Genomic DNA, 22,798 nt, shown 5'->3' with positions numbered 1-22,798 from the left:
CATAGAATTCAAAAAAAATTAAATGAATAACTGTATTTTTGCGGGTTAATTTTTTATTATTAATTTGTTATAGCGGTATTAACATGGCACATGAGTCCACTTGGCGGGCTAACCTATCGTTTTTTTTCGCCTTATTTAGCTACTGGTTATTCCTGTCTTTCCTAGATAGAACTATCTTTGTGTATAGTATTTGGCATAAAATCGAGGAACCGTTGGATGCATTTTACGCATTTTTGTATGGTGCAAGGTTAGACCTCTCTTTGGCAGCTTATCTGCTTATTGTTCCATTTTTGTTTTTTATTATTCAGCAATTTTGGATTAAAAAAAGAGTTTCCCCTTGGTTTTTGAGGGGATATGCCATGTTGCCGACCTTCCTTTTTGCAGCTGTTACAGCTGCTGATCTTCCTTTATATGAAGCTTGGGGCGAAAAAATAAGTAAGCGTGCCATTACGTTGGGGCTGGATACGATGGGAGGGGTTTCGAGTTCTATAGACTTTGAGGTGATCTTTCAAGGTGTTTTCGTTCTTGTTATCTTTTTTCTTGGTGCACACTATTTCTACCATCGCATTGTCGTTCGGTATGCAAAATACGTTCCTGTTAAACCCAATTCTACCGCTCTTGTATTTGTTTTGGGAAGTATAGTCTTGTTTTTGACCATGCGAGGAAGCATTGGCCGTGCTACACTGAATCAAAGTTCAGTGTATTTCTCGGAAGATAATACCGCCAACCATGCCGCCGTAAACACGTATTGGTCTTTTTTGAAAAGTCTTCTGCAGAACACCAAAAAGAATCCCTATCAATTTATGGATACGAATGAGAGTAATCAGATTGTCGCTTCGGTATTGCCTCCGGTACACGATAATGTGAATGTATTATCCAGCAATCGTCCCAATGTTGTTTTGATTTTGCTGGAAGGTATGGTAGCACAAGTATTCGAAGAGTTAGGTGGCGAAAGCGAGGTAACGCCCAAAATGAAGGAATTAATGGACGAAGGTGTTTGTTTTAAACGGGCATACGCTGCTGCTGATCGATCAGATAAAGGTATGATCGCGGTGATGAGCGGTTTTCCAGCACAGGGGCCTGAAAGTATTATTAAGTATATCCCAAAACATGAAAAATTACCCGCCATTGGTCAGGTCTTCGATTCATTAGGCTATGAAACTTCCTTCTATCATGGTGGACAAAGCGAGTTTTACAACTTCAAGTCGTTTATGTTTACCCATGGTATCGAACGCGTGGTCGACGATTTGAATTGTCCAATTACGGCACAACGGAATTCATGGGGCGTTTACGATCATGTGATTGCCGATCGGATGTTACAGGATTTAGATAAGGATAGAAAGCCTTTTTTCAGCATCTTTTATACAATAGTAAATCATGAACCATTTCATCTAGAGCCAGCATACAAATTTGGCAATAAGTCAAAAGCCGATGCGTATCGAAGTACCGCGTTCTATACGGATAGTATGATCTATAATTTGGTGGAACGAGCGAAAAAAAAGGATTGGTATAAAAATACTATTTTTGTGGTAACGTCCGATCACGGACATATCTACCCAAAAGAAAAGTACGGATTGGAAAAACGAGAACGGTATCACATTCCATTATTTATTTTCGGTGGTGCGTTGCTGGATAAATACAAAGGAATGAAAGTCGACGATGTCGTTAGTCAGTTGGATATTGCGCCAACGCTATGCCACTTTGTAGGCCGCCCGGCGACAGACTTTCCTTATGGAAGTGATTTATTTGCGAAGAATAGACAACATATTGCATTTTTCAACTCGAACAGTACATTTGGTGTCGTGACCAATACGCATACCGTAAGCTATGATATGTTAAAACGGGATGTCGGTTATAGTGATGTTCCGAAAAATCAGGTAAGTACACGAGATAGTTTGCTACATATTGCGAAAGGTTATTATCAGCATGTTTTTCAAGATTTTCTAAGTTACTAGTTGTATGAAGAGATTTTTATCCAATAATACAGGGAATACCTATCTGTTGCTTCTTATACAGTTTATCATCTTATTGGCTATTTATGCAGGGCTACGTATCGGTTTTTATACGTATAATCAGTCCTTGTTTCCGAATGTGCATTTCAGCAGTCTTGTCGTGATGTTAGGAGGAGGTGTTAAGTTTGATGTTGTTGCCATACTGTATCTAAATATACTTTACATCTTATTTCAGATTATCCCTTGGACCCTTAAATACAAAAAGTGGTATCAAACGCTGGCACAATGGATATTTGTTGTCACCAACAGCTTGGGAATAGGGGCAAATCTCATCGATTATGCCTATTATCCCTTTACATTAAAACGTACTACTGGAACTGTTTTCAGTCAATTTGCCAATGAGGAAAACCTAGGTAAATTGTTTCTTGATTTTCTTGCAGATTATTGGATGTTGGTTGTTCTTTTTGCTGGTTTGATTTATTTGGTGTTCCGTATTGCAAAAATTGTAGTCCTTATACGTCCTGCCAAAACAGGACTTATTTTCTATGCCCTGCATAGTGTCTTGTTCTTGTTCACGGCATTTTTATTTGTTGGCGGTGTACGCGGGGGATGGGCACATAGCACACGTCCAATTACCTTAAGCAATGCCGGAGATTATGTCCAAAATCCGGAAGAAATGAGTATCGTGTTAAACACACCTTTCAGCATGCTGAAAACACTCAAAGCCGTGGAATTGAAAGAATTGAATTATTATACGAATCAGGAGTTGGAGCAACGTTATCCTGTCGTACATCAAGCCGTTCCTGGGAAATCGTTTAAAAAATTAAATGTCGTGTTCCTTATTTTGGAGAGTTTTGCAAAGGAACATATCGGAGCCTTAAACAAAGATATACAAGACGGTAACTATAAAGGATATACACCTTTCTTGGATTCCTTGATTGAATCGTCTTATACCTTTTCGAACAGTTATGCCAATGGTCGAAAATCAATTGATGCGCTGCCCTCCATTATTACGGGAATTCCCTCCGTTGGTGAACCTTTCGTCTTGTCGGTTTATTCTGGTAATAAAACAACAAGTATAGCTAAATTACTTGGCGATGTGGGGTACGAGACTGCATTTTTTCATGGTGCGCCTAATGGAAGTATGGGTTTTTCAGCCTATACACAACTCGCGGGTATAAAACATTACTTCGGTAAGAATGAATATAATAACGATCAAGATTTCGATGGCATTTGGGGGATTTGGGATGAACCTTTCATGCAATTTATGGCGAGCAATCTAGATACCTTAAAACAGCCTTTCTTTGCCAGTTTCTTTTCATTGTCCTCGCACCATCCTTTCAAAGTCCCGGAGAAGTATGAGGGAAAGTTCCCGAAAGGACCACTTCCAGTGCAAGAACCTGTTGGTTATACAGATTACGCATTACGTCAATTCTTTAACAAAGCATCAAAATCAAGTTGGTTTGCCAATACGCTTTTCGTGATCTGTGCAGATCATGCCACGGTAAGCTACCAGCCTGAATACAATACCGCTGCAGGAGCTTTTTCTATACCTATTATTTTCTATTATCCAGGGGATAAAAACTTGCGTGGCGTTTCCGATAAGCTGATTCAACAAATTGATATCATGCCTACGGTTCTCAATTACCTAGGCTATGAACGTCCTTATTTTTCTTTTGGTTTTGACGCATTTTCCGCAGACCGTACAAATTTCGTGGTCAACAATATTGGTGGAGTTTTCAATTTTTTCCAAGGTGATTATTACATGACTCACGATGGAAAGAAACCACTTTCGTTGTTCAATCTAAAAAAAGACCGTTTAGAAAAAGAGGATTTACTGAAAAAAGAGGGGGAGATAGCCTCTCGTTTAGATGGGCAGCTGAAAGCCTTTATGCAACAATACAATGCAGGTATGATTCACAATCAGCTTGTGGCCGAATAGCGAATCATCTGTATTTCAGTTATGCTTATTATTTTCGCCAGATATTCTTGCCAAATTTGTAGCGTAAGGTGAAAGCTTGTTGATTACTTGTTTGATCAGGAGCAAAGTGGAATGAAGCGGTAAATTTTCCTTCAATATTACCTTTTCGGAACGGTATCCAGCCTAAATCCAGGCGGTTGTAGCGTTCTCTGTTATAGAAGGAATCTCCATTAGGCAGATGTTGTGCGTCGCCCAGATATAGCGTATTTGCCAAAAAGAAAGCACGATAACCTACATAAAGATTGGAGATGAAACCTCGCGCGATACGGAGATCGTATTCGGAACGTACACGGTCGAAACCAACGACCATACCTGCATCTATTGTTAAAGAATCCAGAAATGTCTTTCTACTCACATCTATTCCCGCACGTAACATAGCGACGCCATTATCCTGAATATGCTCCACTATACTATCGTTGCTTGTTAAAGCATTGTGATAGAGAAGCGCATCATCCAGTAGGTAGAAAGAACCCAATCGGTATTTTCCCGAAAGGCCAACGATAAAACGTTCGCGCTGACTGTAACTTTGTTCGCTGAGCCAATCAATGTATAAAGCTTGTTTGAGTTGTTTTTTTTGAAATGCAAGATACATCCCCTCAATATTCGGTCTGTTATACATCAACGTATCCGATAAGACGAGGCGAGGAACATCTTTTAGACGCTCGAAACGAGGCATATGCCCCAAAGCAAAATCAAAGTTTTTATTCCTGAAATTGTAGTATGCAATAGGAAGTGTTTGTCCTCTATTTTCGCGGTGTTTTCCAAAATCCTGATTGTAATGTATCCCACCAAAAATACGATGGTTACTGTCTATAGCAAAATAGAGCTTAGGAGACATAATCGTACCGAGTATGGTTTTATCGATAGTATATTGAGACTTATATTCCCTATTATCTACATAGCCAAAAAAATCGATGTCTACGCCGAATCGCTGTTGAGCTCGAGTCTGCATGAGCATAGACAACAACATGAACAATAGCAAATGGAATTTCCGAAGGATCTTCATTCTCTATAACTTGAAATTAAAAAGGTCGCCCTATAATATGAAGACGACCTTTTATATACGTATTGATATGTATTACACTTCTAACAATAATCTTGCAGGATCTTCCAAGAGCTGTTTAACACGAACAAGGAAGCTTACCGACTCACGACCGTCGATTACGCGGTGGTCATACGATAATGCAATATACATCATTGGACGAATAACAACCTGACCATTTTCAGCAATAGGACGTTGAACAATATTGTGCATACCTAAAATTGCAGATTGTGGTGCATTAATGATCGGTGTAGACATCATGGAGCCAAAGACACCACCATTGGTGATTGTGAATGTTCCTCCTGTCATTTCATCAATCGTTAATTTGTTATCGCGCGCCTTTGTTGCAAGGTTGATAATTTCTTTTTCTATTTGATATAGACTCAGCGATTCTGCGTTACGAATTACAGGAACCACAAGCCCTTTCGGTGCAGAAACAGCTATAGAAACGTCAGCAAAGTCAGAGAAAACAATCTCGTTTTCTTCGATACGAGCATTCACTGCAGGCCATTCTTTCAATGCAGTTGTAACTGCTTTCGTAAAGAAGGACATGAAGCCAAGACCTACGCCATGTTTTTCTTTAAATGTATCTTTATATTTCGCGCGAAGATCCATGATCGGCTGCATGTTTACCTCATTGAATGTGGTTAACATCGCTGTTTCATTCTTCACACTTACTAAACGCTTGGCGATAGTTTTACGTAAAGACGTCATTTTCTCGCGGCGCTCGTTACGTGCACCCGCAACCACAGGAGCAGGTGCTGCACTTGCAGCAGATTTACTTTCTGCTTTAGGAGCTGCAGGTTTTGCTTGCGCTTTTTCTGCATCTTCCTTTGTAATACGGCCGTCCTTGCCTGTACCTTTGATCGAAGCAGGATCTATACCTTTTTCTCTCAAAATTTTTGCAGCAGCTGGAGAAGCTGTACCCGCAGCGTAAGAATCCGGGTTTTCCGCATCGTCTTTTGCTGAAGTAGCAGTAGTTTCTGCTTTTTCAGCTGGAGCTTCTTGTTTTTTGTCGGCACCGCCAGCAGGAGCGTCACCATCTTCGATAGAACATACTACTGCACCAATTTCTAAAGTGTCACCTTCTTGAGCTATAATCCTAAGTATACCCGCTTTTTCAGCTGGCAACTCGAAAGTAGCTTTGTCGGATTCCAATTCAGCGATATTTTCGTCCATTTCAACGTAATCGCCATCTTGTTTTAGCCATTGTGCCAAGGTAACTTCAGTGATCGATTCACCTACGGCAGGTACTTTAATTTCTAAGCTCATATTTTTGTTTTCTGTTATATCAACAACATCGGAGGCTGTTGATATGTTTTAAATTTCAAATGCGTTGTTAATTATCTGTGTTTGTTGCGCAACGTGTTGTTTCATATATCCTGTTGCCGGTGAACCACTTTCTGGACGAGCAATAACTTTTAAGTCAAGGCTGTTGCCACGGAATTTACGGCTATAGAATGGCCATGCACCCATGTTTTCATTCTCTTCCTGCACCCATACAAATTCAGCTTTTGCATATTTCTTTTGAAGTGCTTCAATTTTGTCCAATGCAATAGGATACAATTGCTCAACACGCACAATCGCTACATCTTTACGTTTGTCAGCTTCTTGTTTCTCTACGAGATCGTAGTAGATTTTTCCAGAACATAACAAGACGCGTTTAACAGATTTTGCCGTTACATTTTCGTCATCAATAATTTCTTGGAATCCTTTGTCTGTAAATTCCGTAAGAGGAGACACTGCCTTTGGATGACGCAAAAGACTCTTTGGAGTTGCGACCACCAATGGTTTGCGGAATTCACGATGTAATTGACGGCGTAACAGATGGAAATAATTCGCTGGTGTTGTACAGTTCGCAATAATTAAATTGTTGTTTGCACAAAGTTCAAGGTAGCGTTCTATACGACAAGAAGAGTGCTCTGGTCCCTGTCCTTCCATACCATGCGGTAGCAACATCACCAAACCATTCGAGCGTTTCCATTTTGTTTCTCCGGAGGAGATATATTGATCGAATACAATCTGTGCACCGTTGGCGAAATCGCCGAACTGTGCTTCCCAAATCGTAAGCGAATTCGGGTTAACCGATGAATAACCATATTCAAAAGCCAATACAGCGTATTCCGATAATAGGGAATTGTAGATGCTAAATTTATCGCCACCTTTAACCTTGGCTAGCGGCGTGTAAGTTTCATCAGAATCTTCCAGTGTCACCACTGCGTGACGGTGAGAGAAAGTACCACGCTGTACGTCTTGGCCTGATATACGTACGCGATAATCCTCGTTTAATAATGTCGCATAGGCCATTAACTCGCCCATTGCCCAATCGTATTTGTCAGACTCGATCATTTTCAAACGATCCTCGAATACTTTGGTAATCTTACGGAAGAATTTCTTATCCTTCGGTAGGCTGTTCATTTCATTCGCTAAAGCTAAAAAGAGCTCTTTAGAAACAACTGTATCCGCCGATTTAGGAATATCAGCTCCCTTTGCAGGGCGTAATCCTTTCCAAGCTCCGGCAAACATTGGACGTTCATCACTAATTTGTTCTACCTTCTTTGCTTCATCAAGTCGTTCTTGCAATACCCCGCGGAAATCTTTTTCCAGTAATTTAGCAAAATCAATATCGATGCTTCCTTGGTCAACCAATTTCTTGACATAGATAGCCAAGGTATTTGGATGTTTTTCAATCAATTTGTACAATGAAGGCTGTGTGAACTTCGGTTCGTCGGCCTCGTTGTGTCCGTAACGTCTGTAACCCAATAAGTCAATGAATACATCCGTTTTATATTTCTGACGATACTCTACAGCCAAATTAATAGCGTAGACTAACGCTTCCACATCATCACCGTTTACATGGAATACAGGTGATAAAGTAACCTTTGCAATATCTGTACAATAGGTAGATGAACGAGCATCTTTATAATTCGTTGTGAAACCTACCTGGTTGTTGATTACGATATGAATTGTACCGCCTGTTTTGTAACCGTCCAATTTAGACATCTGAATGGTTTCGTACACGATACCTTGTGCAGCTACAGCCGCATCTCCGTGAATCAAGATCGGTGCAATTTTCGAAGAATCGCCGTCATATTTGAGGTCGATTTTCGAACGTACCATACCTTCCGCAACGCCATCAACGGTTTCTAAGTGCGATGGGTTAGGGGCGAGGCTTAAATGGATGTTTTTACCATCTTGGCTGGTAATATCCGAAGAGAATCCCAAGTGGTATTTAACGTCTCCTCCAAATTGAATTTCAGGATCGGCTTCATACATTTTTCCTTCAAACTCGGAGAAGATTGTTTTATACGATTTGCCCATCACGTTGGTCAATACATTCAGACGACCACGGTGTGCCATACCGATAACAAATTCCTCAATTCCTAATGAAGAACCTTTTTGAATAACAGAGTCGAGAGCAGGTATTAACGATTCAGCCCCCTCGAGTGAAAAACGTTTTTGGCCCAAGAACTTGGTTCCTAAAAAGCTTTCGAAGATAACTGCTTCGTTCAATTTTTTTAATATACGTTTTTTAGCATCTAACGAAAAGTTAGGCGTATTACGATCAGCCTCCATTTTATCTTGGAGGAACTTGATTTTCTCTGGGTGACGAATATAACGGAATTCAGCTCCTATAGAACGGCAGTAAGTATCTTCAATAAGTTGACGGATATCTTTTAACTTTGCTGGACCCAAGCCAACTTCTACACCAGCGTTGAAGACGCTGTTAAGATCAGCTTCAGACAAACCAAATGTTTCAAGTTCTTTTCCAGGGAAATACTTGCGGCGTTCGCGCACTGGATTTGTTTCTGTGAAAAGGTGTCCGCGATCACGATAACCGTTAATCATATTGAGGACATTGATCTCCTTGATTGCTTGTTCAGGAGTTTCTGCGACAGCACTACCGCCACCGCTGGTTTGGCCAAATTCGAATCCTTCGAAAAATTTTTGCCAACTTACATCTACTGCGTTTGGATCTTCCTTGTATGCTTGATATAACGAGTCAATATAGCCTGAATCTGCGTTACTCAAATATGTTAATTTGTCCATGAGGAAAGCTTACGTATAAAAATTTGCCCAAAGTTAGCAAATAATAATATTTTGTCACCCTTAAAATGAACAAAAAAACCATCAAAATGCAGGAAATTTTGAGAATTTGATTTTTTATGACAATTGTGCAAATACACTCTTATTCAGGCGGGCCAATTATTATTTAATGCCGTTATTTTGCTGTACTTCTAACTTTATAGTTTTTTTTAACAAGGTCTTGCCAAGAGGAGCTTGTGTTGTCTTTGGCGCTTGTCCCGAAGCCCGCCACATGCAGCCAGTAGCCATAAGTGGTAGCAGGAGCATAATCTATAAGAAATTCTTCAAAGAGGTTGGCTCCAGCCAGGTGATTCACTGCTGCCGTTTGTGTCAAATAAGCGGCTAATATTTCCCGGTATTCATAAGGAAGGTTTCCCGTACGCTTTATTTCCTCAAACATTTCATTGATGACCAGCTCGTCCGTCCCATTGCTAATCATGTGCTGCAGTACTTTAGAAGATGCTATAATATCAAGGTCGGGCTGGTGGTTTTTAAAGAAAATGTTCGGATGTTTTTTTAACATGAAACGAAAATAGTCGCGCCAAAGAAGACGAGAAATAAGCTTTTCGTATTTTTTCTTGTAAGCGGGTACTTGAGCCGCTTTTATTTTATGGTAATAATATGCAGGAGATACGGCGCCAACAGCAATGAATGGTGATACTAAGTTGTAATCATCCACGTCGTCATGGTGAGGCGATAGTGTCATGTCGATTATTTTTAAGGCATTATCCTCGCCTCCTTTTAATGTATCGCTGTTGAGGTATATGTTTTGGATGTCAGTAGGCGAAAAACCCAAATCTTCCAGGGTTGGTACCTGCGTAACCTCCAAATGAGGGTGTGTTACTATTTTTTCTATAGTAGGTAAGACGGGTCTAACGAAACTCTCTTTTTCTACCTTTTTTTTGAAAGCACTAAAAGAATCTGGAATATCTTTAATTGGAATAGGCAGATCCTCTTTATGGTATAGCGTATGGCCAATAAAATGTTTGAGGTTGATTTTCTCTTTCCAGAGTGCCGTTTCCACACGTTCCGATATTTTCGTCTCCCGGTGCGCAACTTCGCGGTGGTGGTACACCTCTGTCACTTCGTATTTTGCACATAATGTACCCAAAATGTCTTCTGGTTTGCCTTGGAATACCAAAAGGTCAGCGCCAAGATCGTGTAGATTGTCTTTAAGTTGTTGTACGCTCTCGATTAAAAATTTGGCACGTAATATGCCAGTGTTTTGTAGGCCGAGTTTGTTTGACTTGAAATAGCGAGGATCAAAAAAGTAGACTGGGATAACGATATTCCCTTTATGAACAGCTTCAAACAAAATTTCATTGTCATGAATGCGGAGATCGTTTCGAAACCATATTAAAATCACCTTTTTCGCCATACAAGAAAATGCTTTGCTTTACTGTTAATAAATACCACAAATATAACCCAAAGAATCGATTATTGTAGAAAGCACACCAATATCTACAGTCTTTTTACACAGTAGAGACAAATTTGGAACGCTTTCCCTTGTCTTCATTTATTTTTTTCGCAATCATATTGTAACAAATTCTATTTTTGAGAAACATTCACACCCCTGTTCTGTTATTTGGGTATTTACATCAAAGAATGGATTTTTGGATAAGTTGATTATGAATATTTTGATTAGTGGGCTCAATAACTATGTAGGACGTAGAAGTGTCAGTTTGATGGCTGATGAGCATTTTCAGGTGTTCGCGGTAACTCGCAATCTCAAGTTATTTCAACGTCGGCTTTTTGAACCATCTCGTGCAGAGGTGTTTGAGCTCGATCTTATCAAAGGAGAAGAAGGCGATCCTTTGCCATTGCCCGAGCTATCCGCTGCCTACTATTTTACACAGGTGCCTACTTTAGCGGATATTGTTAATCTGAAACTTGAGCTTTTATGTCTTCGGAATTTTATCCGTATCGTGAAAAAGAGACAATGCGTCCGTATTATCTATGTAGCACGCTTAACAGATAAAACCTGTATAGAACCTGTTTTGGAGTTGCTGGAAGAGTTTGGTATGGAATATACCGTTGTTCTCAAAGAAAGTGTTGTAGGACGTGATGCATTGATTGATCGTGTTTTCAAAAGTATGGCAAGCCAATCGGTTATTTTTTATGCTAGCTATTATTCAGATCATCGCTTTCAGCCTTTCGGTGTCCATGATTTTATACGTTGGTTAAAACAGGTTTTGCATATTCGTGCGTTTAAAAATAGGATTTTGGAAATTGGAGGAGACGAAGGTTTCTCCTTTCGGGAGATGTTTGAACTGTATAAAAAACTGGGGTTGATTGAAAAAAGTCAACGAATTATGCGCCTCTCCCGATGGATGGTTCGGGTGCTGTATCAACGGAGTTTAGATATTAGCAGTTCTGATTACGCTGAATTAAGTCGTTTAATGCAGTCCGGTCAACAAAGTTCGAACAGTTGGCAATCGGAAATGCCTTTTGAATTTACACCACTAAGCCAGATTTTGCTAAGCGATAGGTAAGGTTAATTCCTTCCGCTGTAGAAAAGGATTTTACGTTTATTCTGCTATTTTTGTAAGCATACATAAATGATATATGGGATACAAAAGCTTAGCTGAATGTGTAGCTGACCTAGAGCAGAACGGACACCTGATACGTATTAAAGAAGAAGTCGATCCTTATCTGGAGATGGCGGCCATACACATGCGCGTTTTCGATGTAGAAGGTCCTGCACTCTATTTTGAAAACATTAAAGGATCCAAATTTCCGGCTGTTTCCAATCTCTTTGGGACCCTCGATCGTTCGAAATTTATGTTCCGGGACACACTCGAGCATGTAAAGAGGTTGGTCGATGTAAAGATGAATCCCATGTCGGTGTTGAAACGGCCCTTTGATTATCTCGGATCTTCTATGGTTGCTTTGGGGGCACTTCCGTGGAAGAAAAGAACCAATGCGCCTATTTTATATGGTCAAACCAAGATTTCAGATTTACCACAAATTATAAACTGGCCTATGGATGGCGGAGCATTTGTAACGATGCCGCAAGTATATACGGAAGATGTTACGCGGCCGGGTATTATGCAGGCTAATTTGGGGATGTATCGTATTCAATTATCTGGAAATGACTATGTCCCCGATCAGGAAATTGGTCTTCATTACCAGTTGCACCGGGGGATCGGAGTTCATCAGACCAAAGCAAATGCTTTGGGGAGACCTTTGAAGGTTAGTATTTTTGTTGGTGGACCGCCTGCGCACCCCCTATCAGCTGTAATGCCTTTGCCAGAAGGTTTGTCGGAAGCAATCTTTGCGGGCACGCTGGGCAATCGGCGCTTTCGCTATTTTTACGATGAAGAGGGCTTTTGTATTTCGGCAGATGCCGACTTTGTCATAACAGGGACCGTTTATCCCCAGGAAAATAAGCCTGAGGGTCCTTTCGGTGATCATATTGGTTATTATAGCTTAGTGCATCCCTTTCCTTTAATGAAAGTTCATAAGGTATACCATCGTAAAAACCCCATTTGGTCATTTACAGTGGTTGGGCGGCCACCACAGGAGGATACGAGTTTTGGTGCATTAATTCATGAAATTACAGGTAATGCGATTCCACAGCAGATCAATGGATTGCATGCTGTGCACGCCGTGGATCCAGCGGGCGTCCATCCTTTACTTTTTGCTATAGGTAGCGAACGGTATACCCCCTACCAAAAAGTGGAGCGGCCGCAGGAGCTGTTAACGATTGCCAATCAAATTTTAGGAACCAATCAGTTGAGCCTTGCGAAATATCTCTTTATTTCCGCTTTTGAGGATGATCTAACATTGGATATTCACGATATACCTCGTTTTCTTACACATATATTAGAACGGATAGACCTCTCTCGAGATTTGCATTTCATGACCAACACCACCATCGATACGTTGGACTATTCGGGGGACGGACTGAATGCGGGTTCTAAAGTGACTTTTGCGGCGGTGGGGCAGAAGAGGCGAGAATTAATCCGTGAGCTGCCTGCTGGCTTGTCGTTACCTCGGCCATTTAACCAGGGTAAGCTGGCTTTGGCGGGAGTGTTGGTGTTGGATGGTTCACCGTTTTCTACCTACGAAGAAGAGCAACAGCAGGTCGGACTTTGGACAGCTAATGTGAATAAAGCAGATCTGGAGGGGATTCAGATGATTGTTTTGGTTGATGATGCTGCGTTTGCGGCCGCTTCTGTTAACAACTTTGTATGGGTAACCTTTACACGAAGTAACCCCTCATACGATATCTATGGTGTCGATAGTTTTACCCATTTTAAACATTGGGGCTGTCATGGGCCTGTGATTATCGATGCGCGAAATAAACCACATCACGCGCCGGCTTTGATTAAAGATGAGAAAGTAGAGCGGCATGTTGATCGTCTTGGAGAGCGGGGAGGCTCGTTGTACGGGATTATCTAGCTTTGAAGAGTAAGGAAGGCGGGTTCTCGTTTTTAATAAATTAATTGATTTGATGTAGATATGTTAATCATATAATTGATTTGTTATTTTATTTACAATAAAAAATGTAAAAAATTATGAATTTAGTTTTTTAATAGCTTTCTTTGTGTAGGAATTGTAATTGAACGTAGAGAACTTTATAAAAAAACTATTTTATGTGTGGAATTGTTGGAGCCTTCGAGTTAAAGCCTTCCTCCTCAGAGAAGCTTAGGCCACAGGTATTAGAAATGTCTAAACGAATTAGACATCGCGGACCGGATTGGTCAGGTATTTTTACCAGTGAAAAAGCACTTTTGGCGCACGAGCGCCTAGCGATTGTGGATCCTAAATCAGGGAGTCAGCCTTTGTATAGCCCTGATGGTAAGGTTGTTTTGGCGGTGAATGGCGAGATTTATAATCACCAACAATTAAGAGATACGTTACCTCATTATCAATTTGCTACGCAGTCGGATTCGGAAGTTATCCTGGCGTTGTATTTGGAAAAAGGGCCTTCTTTTATCGAAGATCTTAATGGGATTTTCGGTTTTGCATTATACGACGGACGTGACGATTCTTATTTGGTAGCCCGTGATCACATGGGGATTATTCCATTATACTATGGTAAAGATGCCGAGGGCCAGCTTTTTGTGTCCTCAGAATTAAAATCCTTAGAAGGTTTCTGTGTAGAAATCGATCAATTTCCTCCGGGACATTACCTATATAGTAAAGAGGGTGGTTCACTCACTAAATGGTATGTGCGCGATTGGGAGGCTTATGATACGGTGAAGGATAATGAAACGGATATTGCCAAACTGCGCAATGCATTGGAAGAAGCTGTACAGCGTCAATTGATGTCGGATGTGCCTTACGGTGTGTTGTTGTCCGGAGGGTTGGATTCTTCAGTTATTGCAGCTGTTACCAAGAAATTTGCCTCTAAGCGTATTGAAACTGGTGGTAAAGAAGATGCCTGGTACCCACAGTTGCACTCCTTCGCTGTTGGATTGCAAGGTGCACCGGATTTGATTGCTGCGCAAAAGGCTGCCGATCATATTGGTACTATTCACCATGAAATTAACTTTACTATCCAAGAGGGTTTGGATGCTATCCGTGACGTTATTTATCATTTGGAAACCTACGATGTTACCACGGTTCGTGCCTCTACGCCTATGTATCTTTTAGCGCGTGTCATTAAATCTATGGGGATTAAGATGGTGTTGTCGGGTGAAGGGTCTGATGAGTTATTTGGTGGTTATCTCTATTTTCATAAAGCACCAAACGCACAAGAGTTTCATGAAGAAACGGTGCGTAAATTGAAGAAGCTTTATTTATATGATTGCTTACGTGCGAATAAGTCGTTGGCAGCCTGGGGAGTTGAAGGCCGTGTTCCTTTTTTGGATAAGGAATTTATGGATGTGGCTATGACGCTCAATCCAGCGGATAAAATGATAAAAGATGGGCGAATGGAAAAATGGGTGGTAAGAAAAGCCTTTGAGGATTATCTTCCCGAAAGTATCGCTTGGCGTCAGAAAGAGCAGTTTTCAGATGGCGTAGGGTACAGTTGGATTGATACACTTAAGGCGCAGGCAGAAGATAAAGTATCGGATGATGAATTTGCAACTGCTGCTGTACGTTATCCTGTTAATACACCAAAGAACAAGGAAGAGTTTCTTTACCGTACGATCTTCGAATCGCATTTCCCGTCCGAAGCGGCAGCGCAAACAGTACCTTCTGTAAAATCTGTTGCTTGTAGTACACCTGAAGCTTTAGCTTGGGATGCCTCTTTTCAAAATTTGAATGATCCATCTGGTCGTGCTGTTGCCAGTGTGCATAACGAAAGTTATGTGAAAGCGACCGAGACGGTTTAATCATATCTCTTGAAGTATGTTTGTGTTGAATCGACCTTTTAAAGGTCGATTCTTTTTTTTGTTGCTGTCGGTTGCTGTCGAGGTTTTTCGTCCTCGGTGGCTGTTGTTACTTGTTGTAATGTAAGGATACGACTGCATGTATATTGTCTATTCCGAAGGGAGGTGTCGTTTTGCGGATCGATACTTTTAGTTCGGTGATGAAATCATATTGAGCCAATGTACGTTCTAGAATTTCGTGTGCTGCCGATTCCAGGAGTTTGCGTTCTTTTTTCATGGTCTGCTGAAGCAATTGAAAAAGCTCTGCATAATTTACGGTGTTAGGCAGTTCGTCAGGTGCTTCATTGCGAAAAGGAAAGAAGATCATCAAATCCACAAAAAACTCATTGTTCAATATGCGTTCTTCTTCGTAAAAACCTATCGGAGCAAAGAATCTGACATCCTTTAATGCTACCTCTTGGATAATTTCAGCCATAATGCAAACATAGTAAAAAACGAAAAATGTTGAAATTAATCCGTATAATTGTTTAAAAGCAACCGATCACTATGAAACTTAATCTGGCTATTTCTTTTCTTTTTATTGCGTCTATTGCTGCTGCGCAGACAAAATTTAAACCTGAAGATACTGAATTTTATACCCCAAAGCCTCATGTTGTGCATGTGCCGGGAGGTGTTCCTGATGATGCGCTCGTTCTTTTTGATGGGAGGGATTTAGTGGAATGGCAGAGTGTTAAGGATACTAACCAGGCGGCGCCGTGGCTCGTTGAAGAAGGTGTATTGACAGTAAAGGGAGGAGCAGGGGATATTCAAACGAAAAAGAAGTTCGGTGATTTTCAGTTGCATATCGAGTGGAAGAGCCCGGAGCTGATCAAAGGAGAGGGGCAGGGCCGTGGGAATAGTGGTGTCTTTTTGCAGGGGCTTTATGAGGTTCAAGTATTGGATAATACCGATAATCCCACCTACGTAAATGGTCAGGCGGGGAGTATCTACAAGCAGCGTCCTCCACTTGTCGAAGTCAGAAGCGAAGAAGATGGTTGGCATCGTTACGATCTTATTTATCATGCACCGCAATTTAATAGAGATGGTATGCTTGTGCGTAAAGCAACGTTGACCTTATTGCATAATGGAGTTTTGGTTCAGGATCAAGCCGTTATCGAGGGGACTACGGAATATATCGGGCTTCCAAAGATGATGGCGCACGGTGTGGGGCCTTTGATTTTGCAAGATCATGGTAACCCTGTACATTTTCGCAACATTTGGATTCGTCCTTTGTAATTTTCTTTTGAAGAAAAGCGTTCGTTTTTCGGTTTAACATTCATTTTTATAATTTAGCTGTCGTTAAATTAATGCACAAAAATGAAGAAACTCTTTTTATTATTCCTGCTGGGGTCTTCTGTTGCTTACGGGCAGCGGAATTTCAGTATTGAAGAAACGGTATTTGGGCTGAGGCAATTTGCGACTCAGCGTATCAATGCTGTAAAATGGATTCCTGGCACAGACGTACTCAGTCAGCTGGATGCTTCCTATCAAAACCTGCAAAAAAGGGATACAAAATCAAATTGGGCAGCTGTGCCTTTAGTTTCTGCAAAGGAATTGACGGGGGCGCTACAGGCCGTTCTTTCTGCTGAAAAGGAAATCAAACTTTCTTATTTCCCGTTGGATTATAGTTGGGTTGATAAGAATACATTTTCATTTACGTATGAATCAGCGCAGTGGACTTATCAATTGCGGTATCAGGTAGCGGACAAGAAAGCTGTCGTTGTTTCCAAATGGCCGTCGGACGCAAATAATCCAGAAAGTAATCCAGGTTCGCCAAAGACAGCTTATCTTGTTGGTAATAATATCGAGATTATAGATGAGGCAGGAAATCAAGTGCGTGTCACCAATGATACCATCGATGGTATTGTAAATGGAAGTGATTATACGCACCGCCAGGAGTTCGGTATTACCAAAGGGATGTGGTGGAGTGCCGATAATACCAAACTTTTATATTACAGGAAGGATGAAACGATGGTGAGCCCTTATCCTTTAGTGCAGTGGGGTGAGCGCGTGGCAAATGTGCGTTCTATTCGTTATCCTATGGCTGGTATGAAGAGCGAGGAGGTAACATTGGTGGTGTTTGATACGCGAAGTAAAAAGAAGGTTATTTTAAAGACAGGGCAGCCTAAGGAGCAATACCTGACTATTTGTACATGGGATCCTTCTGGAGATTTTGTGTATGTCGGTGTGTTGAATAGAGAGCAGAACCACTTAAAACTCAATAAATACGATGTAAAGACCGGCGAGTTTGTTAAAACATTGTTTGAAGAACAGTCTAGTTCATGGGTGGAACCTCAGCATGCACTGTTATTTCTGCCTGGTGCGAAGAATCAATTTCTGTATCAAACCGATAAAGAGGGATTTAATCAACTTTATCTCTACGATACAGAAGGAAGGTTGATTCGTTCACTTGGTTACCAGGATGTGATTGTGGAGGAGTTGCACGATTTTACTGCAGATGGAAAACGCTTAACCTATACCGGGATTACGAATGAGGGCTTAGATCGGCAGCTCTTTGAAGTGGAGATCGGTACGGGGAAAACAAAGCAGTTGACGACAGGTGCAGGGACGCATCAGGGGCTTGTGAGTACAACAGGGAAGTATATCTACGACGAATATTCTAATCTGGAGACGCCTTATGTGGCAGCTGTGAAGTCTGTGTCAGGAAAGTTGATTCAAACCTTGCTTCAGGCAGAAGATCCTTTTGTTGGGAAAATCAATCTACCTAAAATAGAGCCAGTATCGTTACTTTCTGCTGATGGTAAGACGCCGTTGAATGGGCGGCTTATTTATCCGCCAAACTTTGATGCAAGCAAGAAATATCCTGTTATGGTTTATTTATATGGCGGGTCACATGCGCAGTTGGTGCAGAATAAGTGGCTTTATGGGGCAGGTTATTTTGATCTTTATATGGCTCAAAACGGCTATGTGGTATTTACTATGGATAATAGAGGGTCTGATGCTCGAGGTCGTGACTTTACGCGTGTTACGCATCGGCAGCTTGGGCAGGCAGAAATGGCGGACCAGCTGCAAGGGGTTGAATTTCTGAAATCGAAACCTTTTGTTGATACCGCTCGTTTGGGGATTTTTGGTTGGAGTTTTGGAGGCTTTATGACGAGTTCTTTCATGGTTCAACATCCTGGTATCTTTCATACAGCTGTTGCTGGAGGTCCTGTTATCGATTGGAAGTTTTACGAAGTGATGTACGGGGAGCGGTATATGGATACGCCTGCGGAGAATCCGGAAGGTTATCAGAAGACGTCTTTGTTGAATAAGGCGGATCAGTTGAAAGGGAACTTGCTGATTATTCATGGTGCGCAGGATCCCGTGGTGGTGCAGCAGCACAGTATGGAGTTTGTTGAAGCTTGTATTAAAGCCGGGAAAAAAGTGGATTACTTCCTGTATCCTACCCACGAACATAACGTCATGGGTAAGGATAGAGTGCATATGTACGATAAGATTGCGAAGTATTTTGATATACACCTCAAGAAGAACTAGGCAGTAGAGCTGCTTTTGACCGAGGAGAGTTCTTTTCTCGATGATGGTTTTGAGAGGTGGAGCTGATTGCTGATCGTCAAAAGCTGTCTTTATTTCTTGTCAATTTAATTTAACAAGACTTTTTGTCATTTATTATTATTTTATAATGACAAAAAGTCTTGTTTTTTGTTTCGGTATAAGCTTTGATCTTTATGTTTCGTAATTATTTAAGTAAAAAATATAAATATATAGGAGGACATAAAAAATGGCTTTAATCAAATTCCCTACAAAAACTGTAAATTCTGATGCTGTTAATCCGTATGTAAACAGCATTTTTGACAATCTTTTCAACGATTCGTTTATTACAGATCGTTTAGTGACCCGTGTTCCAGCGGTAAACATTTCGGAGACCCAAGAAGCATTTAAAATTGAATTAGCAGCACCAGGTTTGCAGAAATCAGATTTTAAAATCAATGTGGATAAAAATCTGATTACGATTTCCGTTGAAAAGAAAGAAGAGCATAGCGTAGAAGAAAAATTGTATAGCAAGAGAGAGTTTAGTTACAACTCTTTTACGCGATCATTCTCCTTGCCTGAAACCGTTAACTACAACAGTATAGATGCAGGTTATGAGGAAGGTGTATTGACTGTTTCTGTTGGAAAGAAAGAAGATGCGATCGTTGCAAAACGGTTGATCGAAGTGAAGTAGTGAGATAGCGTGTTTAATTTTTTAAGGTGGGAAAGGCCTTCGCGAAAGTGAAGGTCTTTCTTTTTTTTGCAAAGAAATTTGGTTAGGTTAACAGTGTTCATTAAATTTGAACACGAAGAAGAGATTATGGGTATTAAAGAGCGTAAGATAAAACATAAGGAAGATTTGCGTAAACGTATTTTGGAAGCGGCTAAAAAACTGTTTGTAACAGCAGGTTATGAAGCAACTTCGATTCGCAAAATTGCGCAAGAGATCGAGTTTAGTCCGACTACAATCTACCTTTATTATAAGGATAAAAGTGACATTATATATGCATTACATCAAGAAGGGTTTCTGATGCTTCGTCAAGATTTTCAGCCGCTTATGCAGGTAGAAGATCCTTACGAAAGATTAAAGGCAATCGGTCGCTGTTATCTCCATTTTGCGTTTACACATCCCGATTTTTATGAGGTGATGTTTATGATGAAAGATCCAATGAAGCACTTGGAAATCAATTGTGTGGATGGTGAGTGGGCAGAGGGAGAACGTGTTTTTGATTTGTTGCTACAAACGATACGCGATTGTCAAGCTGTTGGCTATTTTCAACGATTGGAGGCTGTACAGGTGGCTGTGCAAGCTTGGTCTTCTGTGCATGGTCTTTGTGCCTTGTTTGTATCGGGACATTTAAAAAGCATGATGGAGGCTGTGTTGAACGAGGATGATCAAGAAAAAATGATCGCTGATGCTTTTCGTGTATTTATTCATTATTTAGAACTAACGAAGTAAAAAAAATAGACTATAACTTAACACCGTTAATAATGAGAACAGTATTTATATCATTCTTCGGTATTCTTTGGAGCATGGGTGTTACGCAGGCGCAATCTCCAGCTTTAGATAAGTATCTGGAAGAAGGCCTAACCAACAACTTGGTGCTGCAGGAAAGAAATCTTTCCTTGGAACAGGCCTTGAATGCTTTTGCCGTGGCGAAATCGATGTATCTTCCTTCGGTAGATGTAGATGTCGCTTATTCGCATGCTAAGGGGGGGCGTTCCATTCAGCTGCCTGTTGGAGACCTGCTGAATCCGGTCTATAATACCCTTAATGCATTGACCGAATCTCAGGCTTTTCCACAAATTAGCAACGAGACGATCAACTTCCTGCCGCAGAATTATTACGATGCCAAAGTGCGTACGACAATGCCTTTATTAAACACAGATATTGGCTACAACAAGCGTATCAAGTCTGATATGGTGCGTCTGGAAGAAGGGCAGATCAGCATTTATAAACGTGAATTGGTTAAAAATATCAAGGAAAGTTATTACCGCTATTTGGTAAGCCTGAAGATAAAGTCTATTTATATCTCGTCGCTTGAATTGGCAAAAGAGGGGCTCCGGGTTAATGAAAAGTTGGTCGAAGCAGGTAAAGGGTTGCCGGCTTATATCATGCGGGCGAAATCCGAAATTGCGGGTATAGACGCAGACCTTGCCGAAGCGGATAAAAATACAAAGAATGCCCTTATTTACTTTAATGCCTTGCTGAATAGAAACGCAGAAGAACCGATAGAAGAAGACAGTCTCTTGGATGTAGAATCGTTGTGGGCCTTAGGGGATTGGGAGCAGCTGGGGATCGGGCATCGTGAGGAGCTGGAATCGTTGGAAACAGGTTTGGCTATTCGGGAATCTGTGGTAAAGATGCATAGCCAGTATCTGGTGCCAAAAATCAGTGGTTTCTTTGATCTGGGATCACAGGCCGAAGGCTTGAAGTTTAATGACGATTCGCGCTATTTTATGGTGGGCTTAACGTTGAAAATGCCCTTGTTCCAGGGCAATAGAAATCGATTGAAGATTCAAGAATCTAAGATCGATCTCGCTACATCACAAAACAAAAAACTGCAGGCAGAACAGCAATTGACGATCGCTTTAGCACTCGCTAAAAACGAAGTAATTGCCGCTTTCAAAAATTACGAAAAAACAAAATTACAACTTGAAACAGCCGCTACGTATCAGCGTTTGATACAAAGGGGCTATGGCGAAGGTGTCAATACGTATATTGAAACGATTGATGCACGTTCGCAATTTACCCATGCTAAGTTAGCTGAAACAGTAAGTAAGCTTCAGATACTTTCGGCCTTAGCCAAACTTGAACGAGAATCCGCAACCTTCCAAATTCCTCAACCATGAAAAATAGAATTTCCTTTTATATGATGCTAGCCACAGCATTTGGCTCAGGCTTATTGGTCTCCTGCCATCAAGTGGATCGATCCACGGGGATTCCGACTACAGACACGATTCCGGTTGTTCTCCAATCGCTGCAAACAGATGCCACAACGGGCGCTATAGAGGCTACTGGAACATTTACGACGCAAGATGAAACCCTTTTGGGGTTTAAGAGTGGGGGCGTTATCGACCGGATTTATGTGCGTGAAGGTGATTTGGTGAAGGCGGGGCAATTGTTGGCGCGTGTGCATGCCGATGAAGTCAATGCGCGCGTGTCGCAAGCGACATTGGCGGAGGAAAAAGCGCAACGGGACTATCAGCGCGCTTACAGACTTTATAAAGATAGTGTCGCCACCCTTGAACAAATGGAAAATGCAAAGACCGCATTGGATGTTGCTCGTCAAGATCTAAAGAGTATACAGTTTAATCAACAGTATGTAGAAATACGGTCGACGCACAACGGCTATGTGCTTGCACGGCTAGCACAGGAGGGGCAGGTTGTCGGTCCAGGTACACCAGTACTTCAGGTTAATGGGGCGAATGAAGAAAATTGGGAACTAAAGGTTGGTGTTTCAGATAAGCAATGGGCTGCCATTCGAGTGGGGGACAGTGCGACCGTACAGGCAGATGCGCTTGGTGAAGGGCCGTATAGCGCTGTTGTAAGCAAGAAAGCGGAAGGTTTAGATCCGAATTCAGGAACGTTCAGTGTTTTTGTTAAACTGAAAGAACAGCCCAAGGGCAAAATAGCTGCCGGATTATTTGCGAAAGCACAAATCATAGCGCAGACAACCCATCAGTCGGCTTGGCATATTCCATATACTGCCTTGTTGGATGGCAACGGTAAAGAAGGTTATGTTTTTGTGACGGGTGATGGTCGTGTTGCGAAGCGTGTGAAAGTAGACATTGCCGCTATCACGGCAACGCAAGTCGTCGTTTCGAGCGGATTGGAAGGTGTAAAGGCCTTGGTGGTGTCCGGAAGTCCTTATCTGGTAGATGGATCTCCTATTCGCGTTGTTGAAGAAAATAAGTAGAC

The 22,798-nt window shown here is 41.3% G+C and carries 16 protein-coding genes; 11 read left to right on the top strand and 5 right to left on the bottom strand.

Going from position 1 to position 22,798, the window contains the following annotated elements; translation table 11 throughout:
• Nucleotides 1-179 precede the first annotated feature (179 nt).
• Entirely contained in the window at nt 180-1,955 is a 1,776-nt protein-coding gene (locus ACSZOX_RS18355) for an LTA synthase family protein (protein ID WP_437921644.1), read from the top strand.
• 4 nt (nt 1,956-1,959) lie between these two features.
• A complete protein-coding gene (locus tag ACSZOX_RS18350; RefSeq protein ID WP_437921643.1) occupies nt 1,960-3,894 on the top strand; it encodes an LTA synthase family protein in 1,935 nt (644 codons plus the stop codon).
• Between the two features lie 28 nt (nt 3,895-3,922).
• On the opposite strand, the gene ACSZOX_RS18345 is transcribed toward ACSZOX_RS18350, so the two are convergent.
• From ACSZOX_RS18345 to ACSZOX_RS18330, 4 genes are all read right to left on the bottom strand, one after another.
• Nucleotides 3,923-4,939, bottom strand: coding sequence for a hypothetical protein (locus ACSZOX_RS18345; protein ID WP_437921642.1), 1,017 nt, complete (start codon nt 4,937-4,939; stop codon nt 3,923-3,925).
• A gap of 72 nt (nt 4,940-5,011) precedes the next feature.
• Nucleotides 5,012-6,247 carry a 2-oxoglutarate dehydrogenase complex dihydrolipoyllysine-residue succinyltransferase gene (gene odhB / locus ACSZOX_RS18340; RefSeq protein WP_437921641.1) on the bottom strand — a complete coding sequence of 412 codons (1,236 nt, stop codon included), beginning with the start codon at nt 6,245-6,247 and terminating at the stop codon, nt 5,012-5,014.
• A gap of 48 nt (nt 6,248-6,295) precedes the next feature.
• The gene (locus ACSZOX_RS18335; RefSeq protein WP_437921640.1) at nt 6,296-9,025 is read right to left on the bottom strand and encodes a 2-oxoglutarate dehydrogenase E1 component; all 2,730 of its coding nucleotides are present in this window, start codon (nt 9,023-9,025) and stop codon (nt 6,296-6,298) included.
• Nucleotides 9,026-9,197: 172 nt separating this feature from the next.
• The gene (locus tag ACSZOX_RS18330; protein ID WP_437921639.1) at nt 9,198-10,439 is read right to left on the bottom strand and encodes a deoxyribodipyrimidine photo-lyase; all 1,242 of its coding nucleotides are present in this window, start codon (nt 10,437-10,439) and stop codon (nt 9,198-9,200) included.
• A 250-nt stretch (nt 10,440-10,689) separates the two neighbouring features.
• Between ACSZOX_RS18330 and ACSZOX_RS18325 the strand changes: the two genes are divergently transcribed.
• The 3 genes from ACSZOX_RS18325 (at nt 10,690) to asnB (ending at nt 15,348) form a co-directional block, all read left to right on the top strand.
• A complete protein-coding gene (locus ACSZOX_RS18325) occupies nt 10,690-11,553 on the top strand; it encodes a hypothetical protein (protein WP_437921638.1) in 864 nt (287 codons plus the stop codon).
• A 73-nt stretch (nt 11,554-11,626) separates the two neighbouring features.
• Nucleotides 11,627-13,465: a UbiD family decarboxylase gene (locus ACSZOX_RS18320; protein WP_437921637.1), complete on the top strand. Its 1,839-nt coding sequence runs from the start codon at nt 11,627-11,629 to the stop codon at nt 13,463-13,465.
• A 194-nt stretch (nt 13,466-13,659) separates the two neighbouring features.
• Nucleotides 13,660-15,348 carry an asparagine synthase B gene (gene asnB, locus ACSZOX_RS18315; RefSeq protein ID WP_437921636.1) on the top strand — a complete coding sequence of 563 codons (1,689 nt, stop codon included), beginning with the start codon at nt 13,660-13,662 and terminating at the stop codon, nt 15,346-15,348.
• Between the two features lie 106 nt (nt 15,349-15,454).
• Here asnB and folB read toward each other — a convergent pair whose 3' ends face one another.
• On the bottom strand, nt 15,455-15,820 hold the full coding sequence (gene folB, locus ACSZOX_RS18310; protein WP_437921635.1) for a dihydroneopterin aldolase: 366 nt from the start codon (nt 15,818-15,820) through the stop codon (nt 15,455-15,457).
• Nucleotides 15,821-15,891: 71 nt separating this feature from the next.
• On the opposite strand from folB, the gene ACSZOX_RS18305 reads away from it, so the two are divergent.
• The 6 genes from ACSZOX_RS18305 (at nt 15,892) to ACSZOX_RS18280 (ending at nt 22,796) form a co-directional block, all read left to right on the top strand.
• Nucleotides 15,892-16,620, top strand: coding sequence for a 3-keto-disaccharide hydrolase (locus tag ACSZOX_RS18305; RefSeq protein WP_437921634.1), 729 nt, complete (start codon nt 15,892-15,894; stop codon nt 16,618-16,620).
• 81 nt (nt 16,621-16,701) lie between these two features.
• Nucleotides 16,702-18,882 (top strand): DPP IV N-terminal domain-containing protein, encoded by a 2,181-nt coding sequence (locus ACSZOX_RS18300; protein ID WP_437921633.1) that lies wholly within the window; start codon nt 16,702-16,704, stop codon nt 18,880-18,882.
• Between the two features lie 244 nt (nt 18,883-19,126).
• Entirely contained in the window at nt 19,127-19,570 is a 444-nt protein-coding gene (locus ACSZOX_RS18295) for an Hsp20/alpha crystallin family protein (protein WP_437921632.1), read from the top strand.
• 126 nt (nt 19,571-19,696) lie between these two features.
• Nucleotides 19,697-20,335 carry a TetR/AcrR family transcriptional regulator gene (locus ACSZOX_RS18290; protein WP_437921631.1) on the top strand — a complete coding sequence of 213 codons (639 nt, stop codon included), beginning with the start codon at nt 19,697-19,699 and terminating at the stop codon, nt 20,333-20,335.
• Nucleotides 20,336-20,367: 32 nt separating this feature from the next.
• Nucleotides 20,368-21,729 (top strand): TolC family protein, encoded by a 1,362-nt coding sequence (locus tag ACSZOX_RS18285; protein ID WP_437921630.1) that lies wholly within the window; start codon nt 20,368-20,370, stop codon nt 21,727-21,729.
• The gene (locus tag ACSZOX_RS18280; RefSeq protein ID WP_437921629.1) at nt 21,726-22,796 is read left to right on the top strand and encodes an efflux RND transporter periplasmic adaptor subunit; all 1,071 of its coding nucleotides are present in this window, start codon (nt 21,726-21,728) and stop codon (nt 22,794-22,796) included. Before ACSZOX_RS18285 ends, ACSZOX_RS18280 begins: the two co-directional genes overlap by 4 nt.
• Nucleotides 22,797-22,798 lie beyond the last annotated feature (2 nt).

This window comes from Sphingobacterium sp. LRF_L2, assembly GCF_965644235.1.
Classification (GTDB): Bacteria; Bacteroidota; Bacteroidia; order Sphingobacteriales; family Sphingobacteriaceae; genus Sphingobacterium.
The sequence above is the reverse complement of the archived record's forward strand: the minus strand, read 5'-3'. Positions and strand labels throughout refer to the sequence as shown.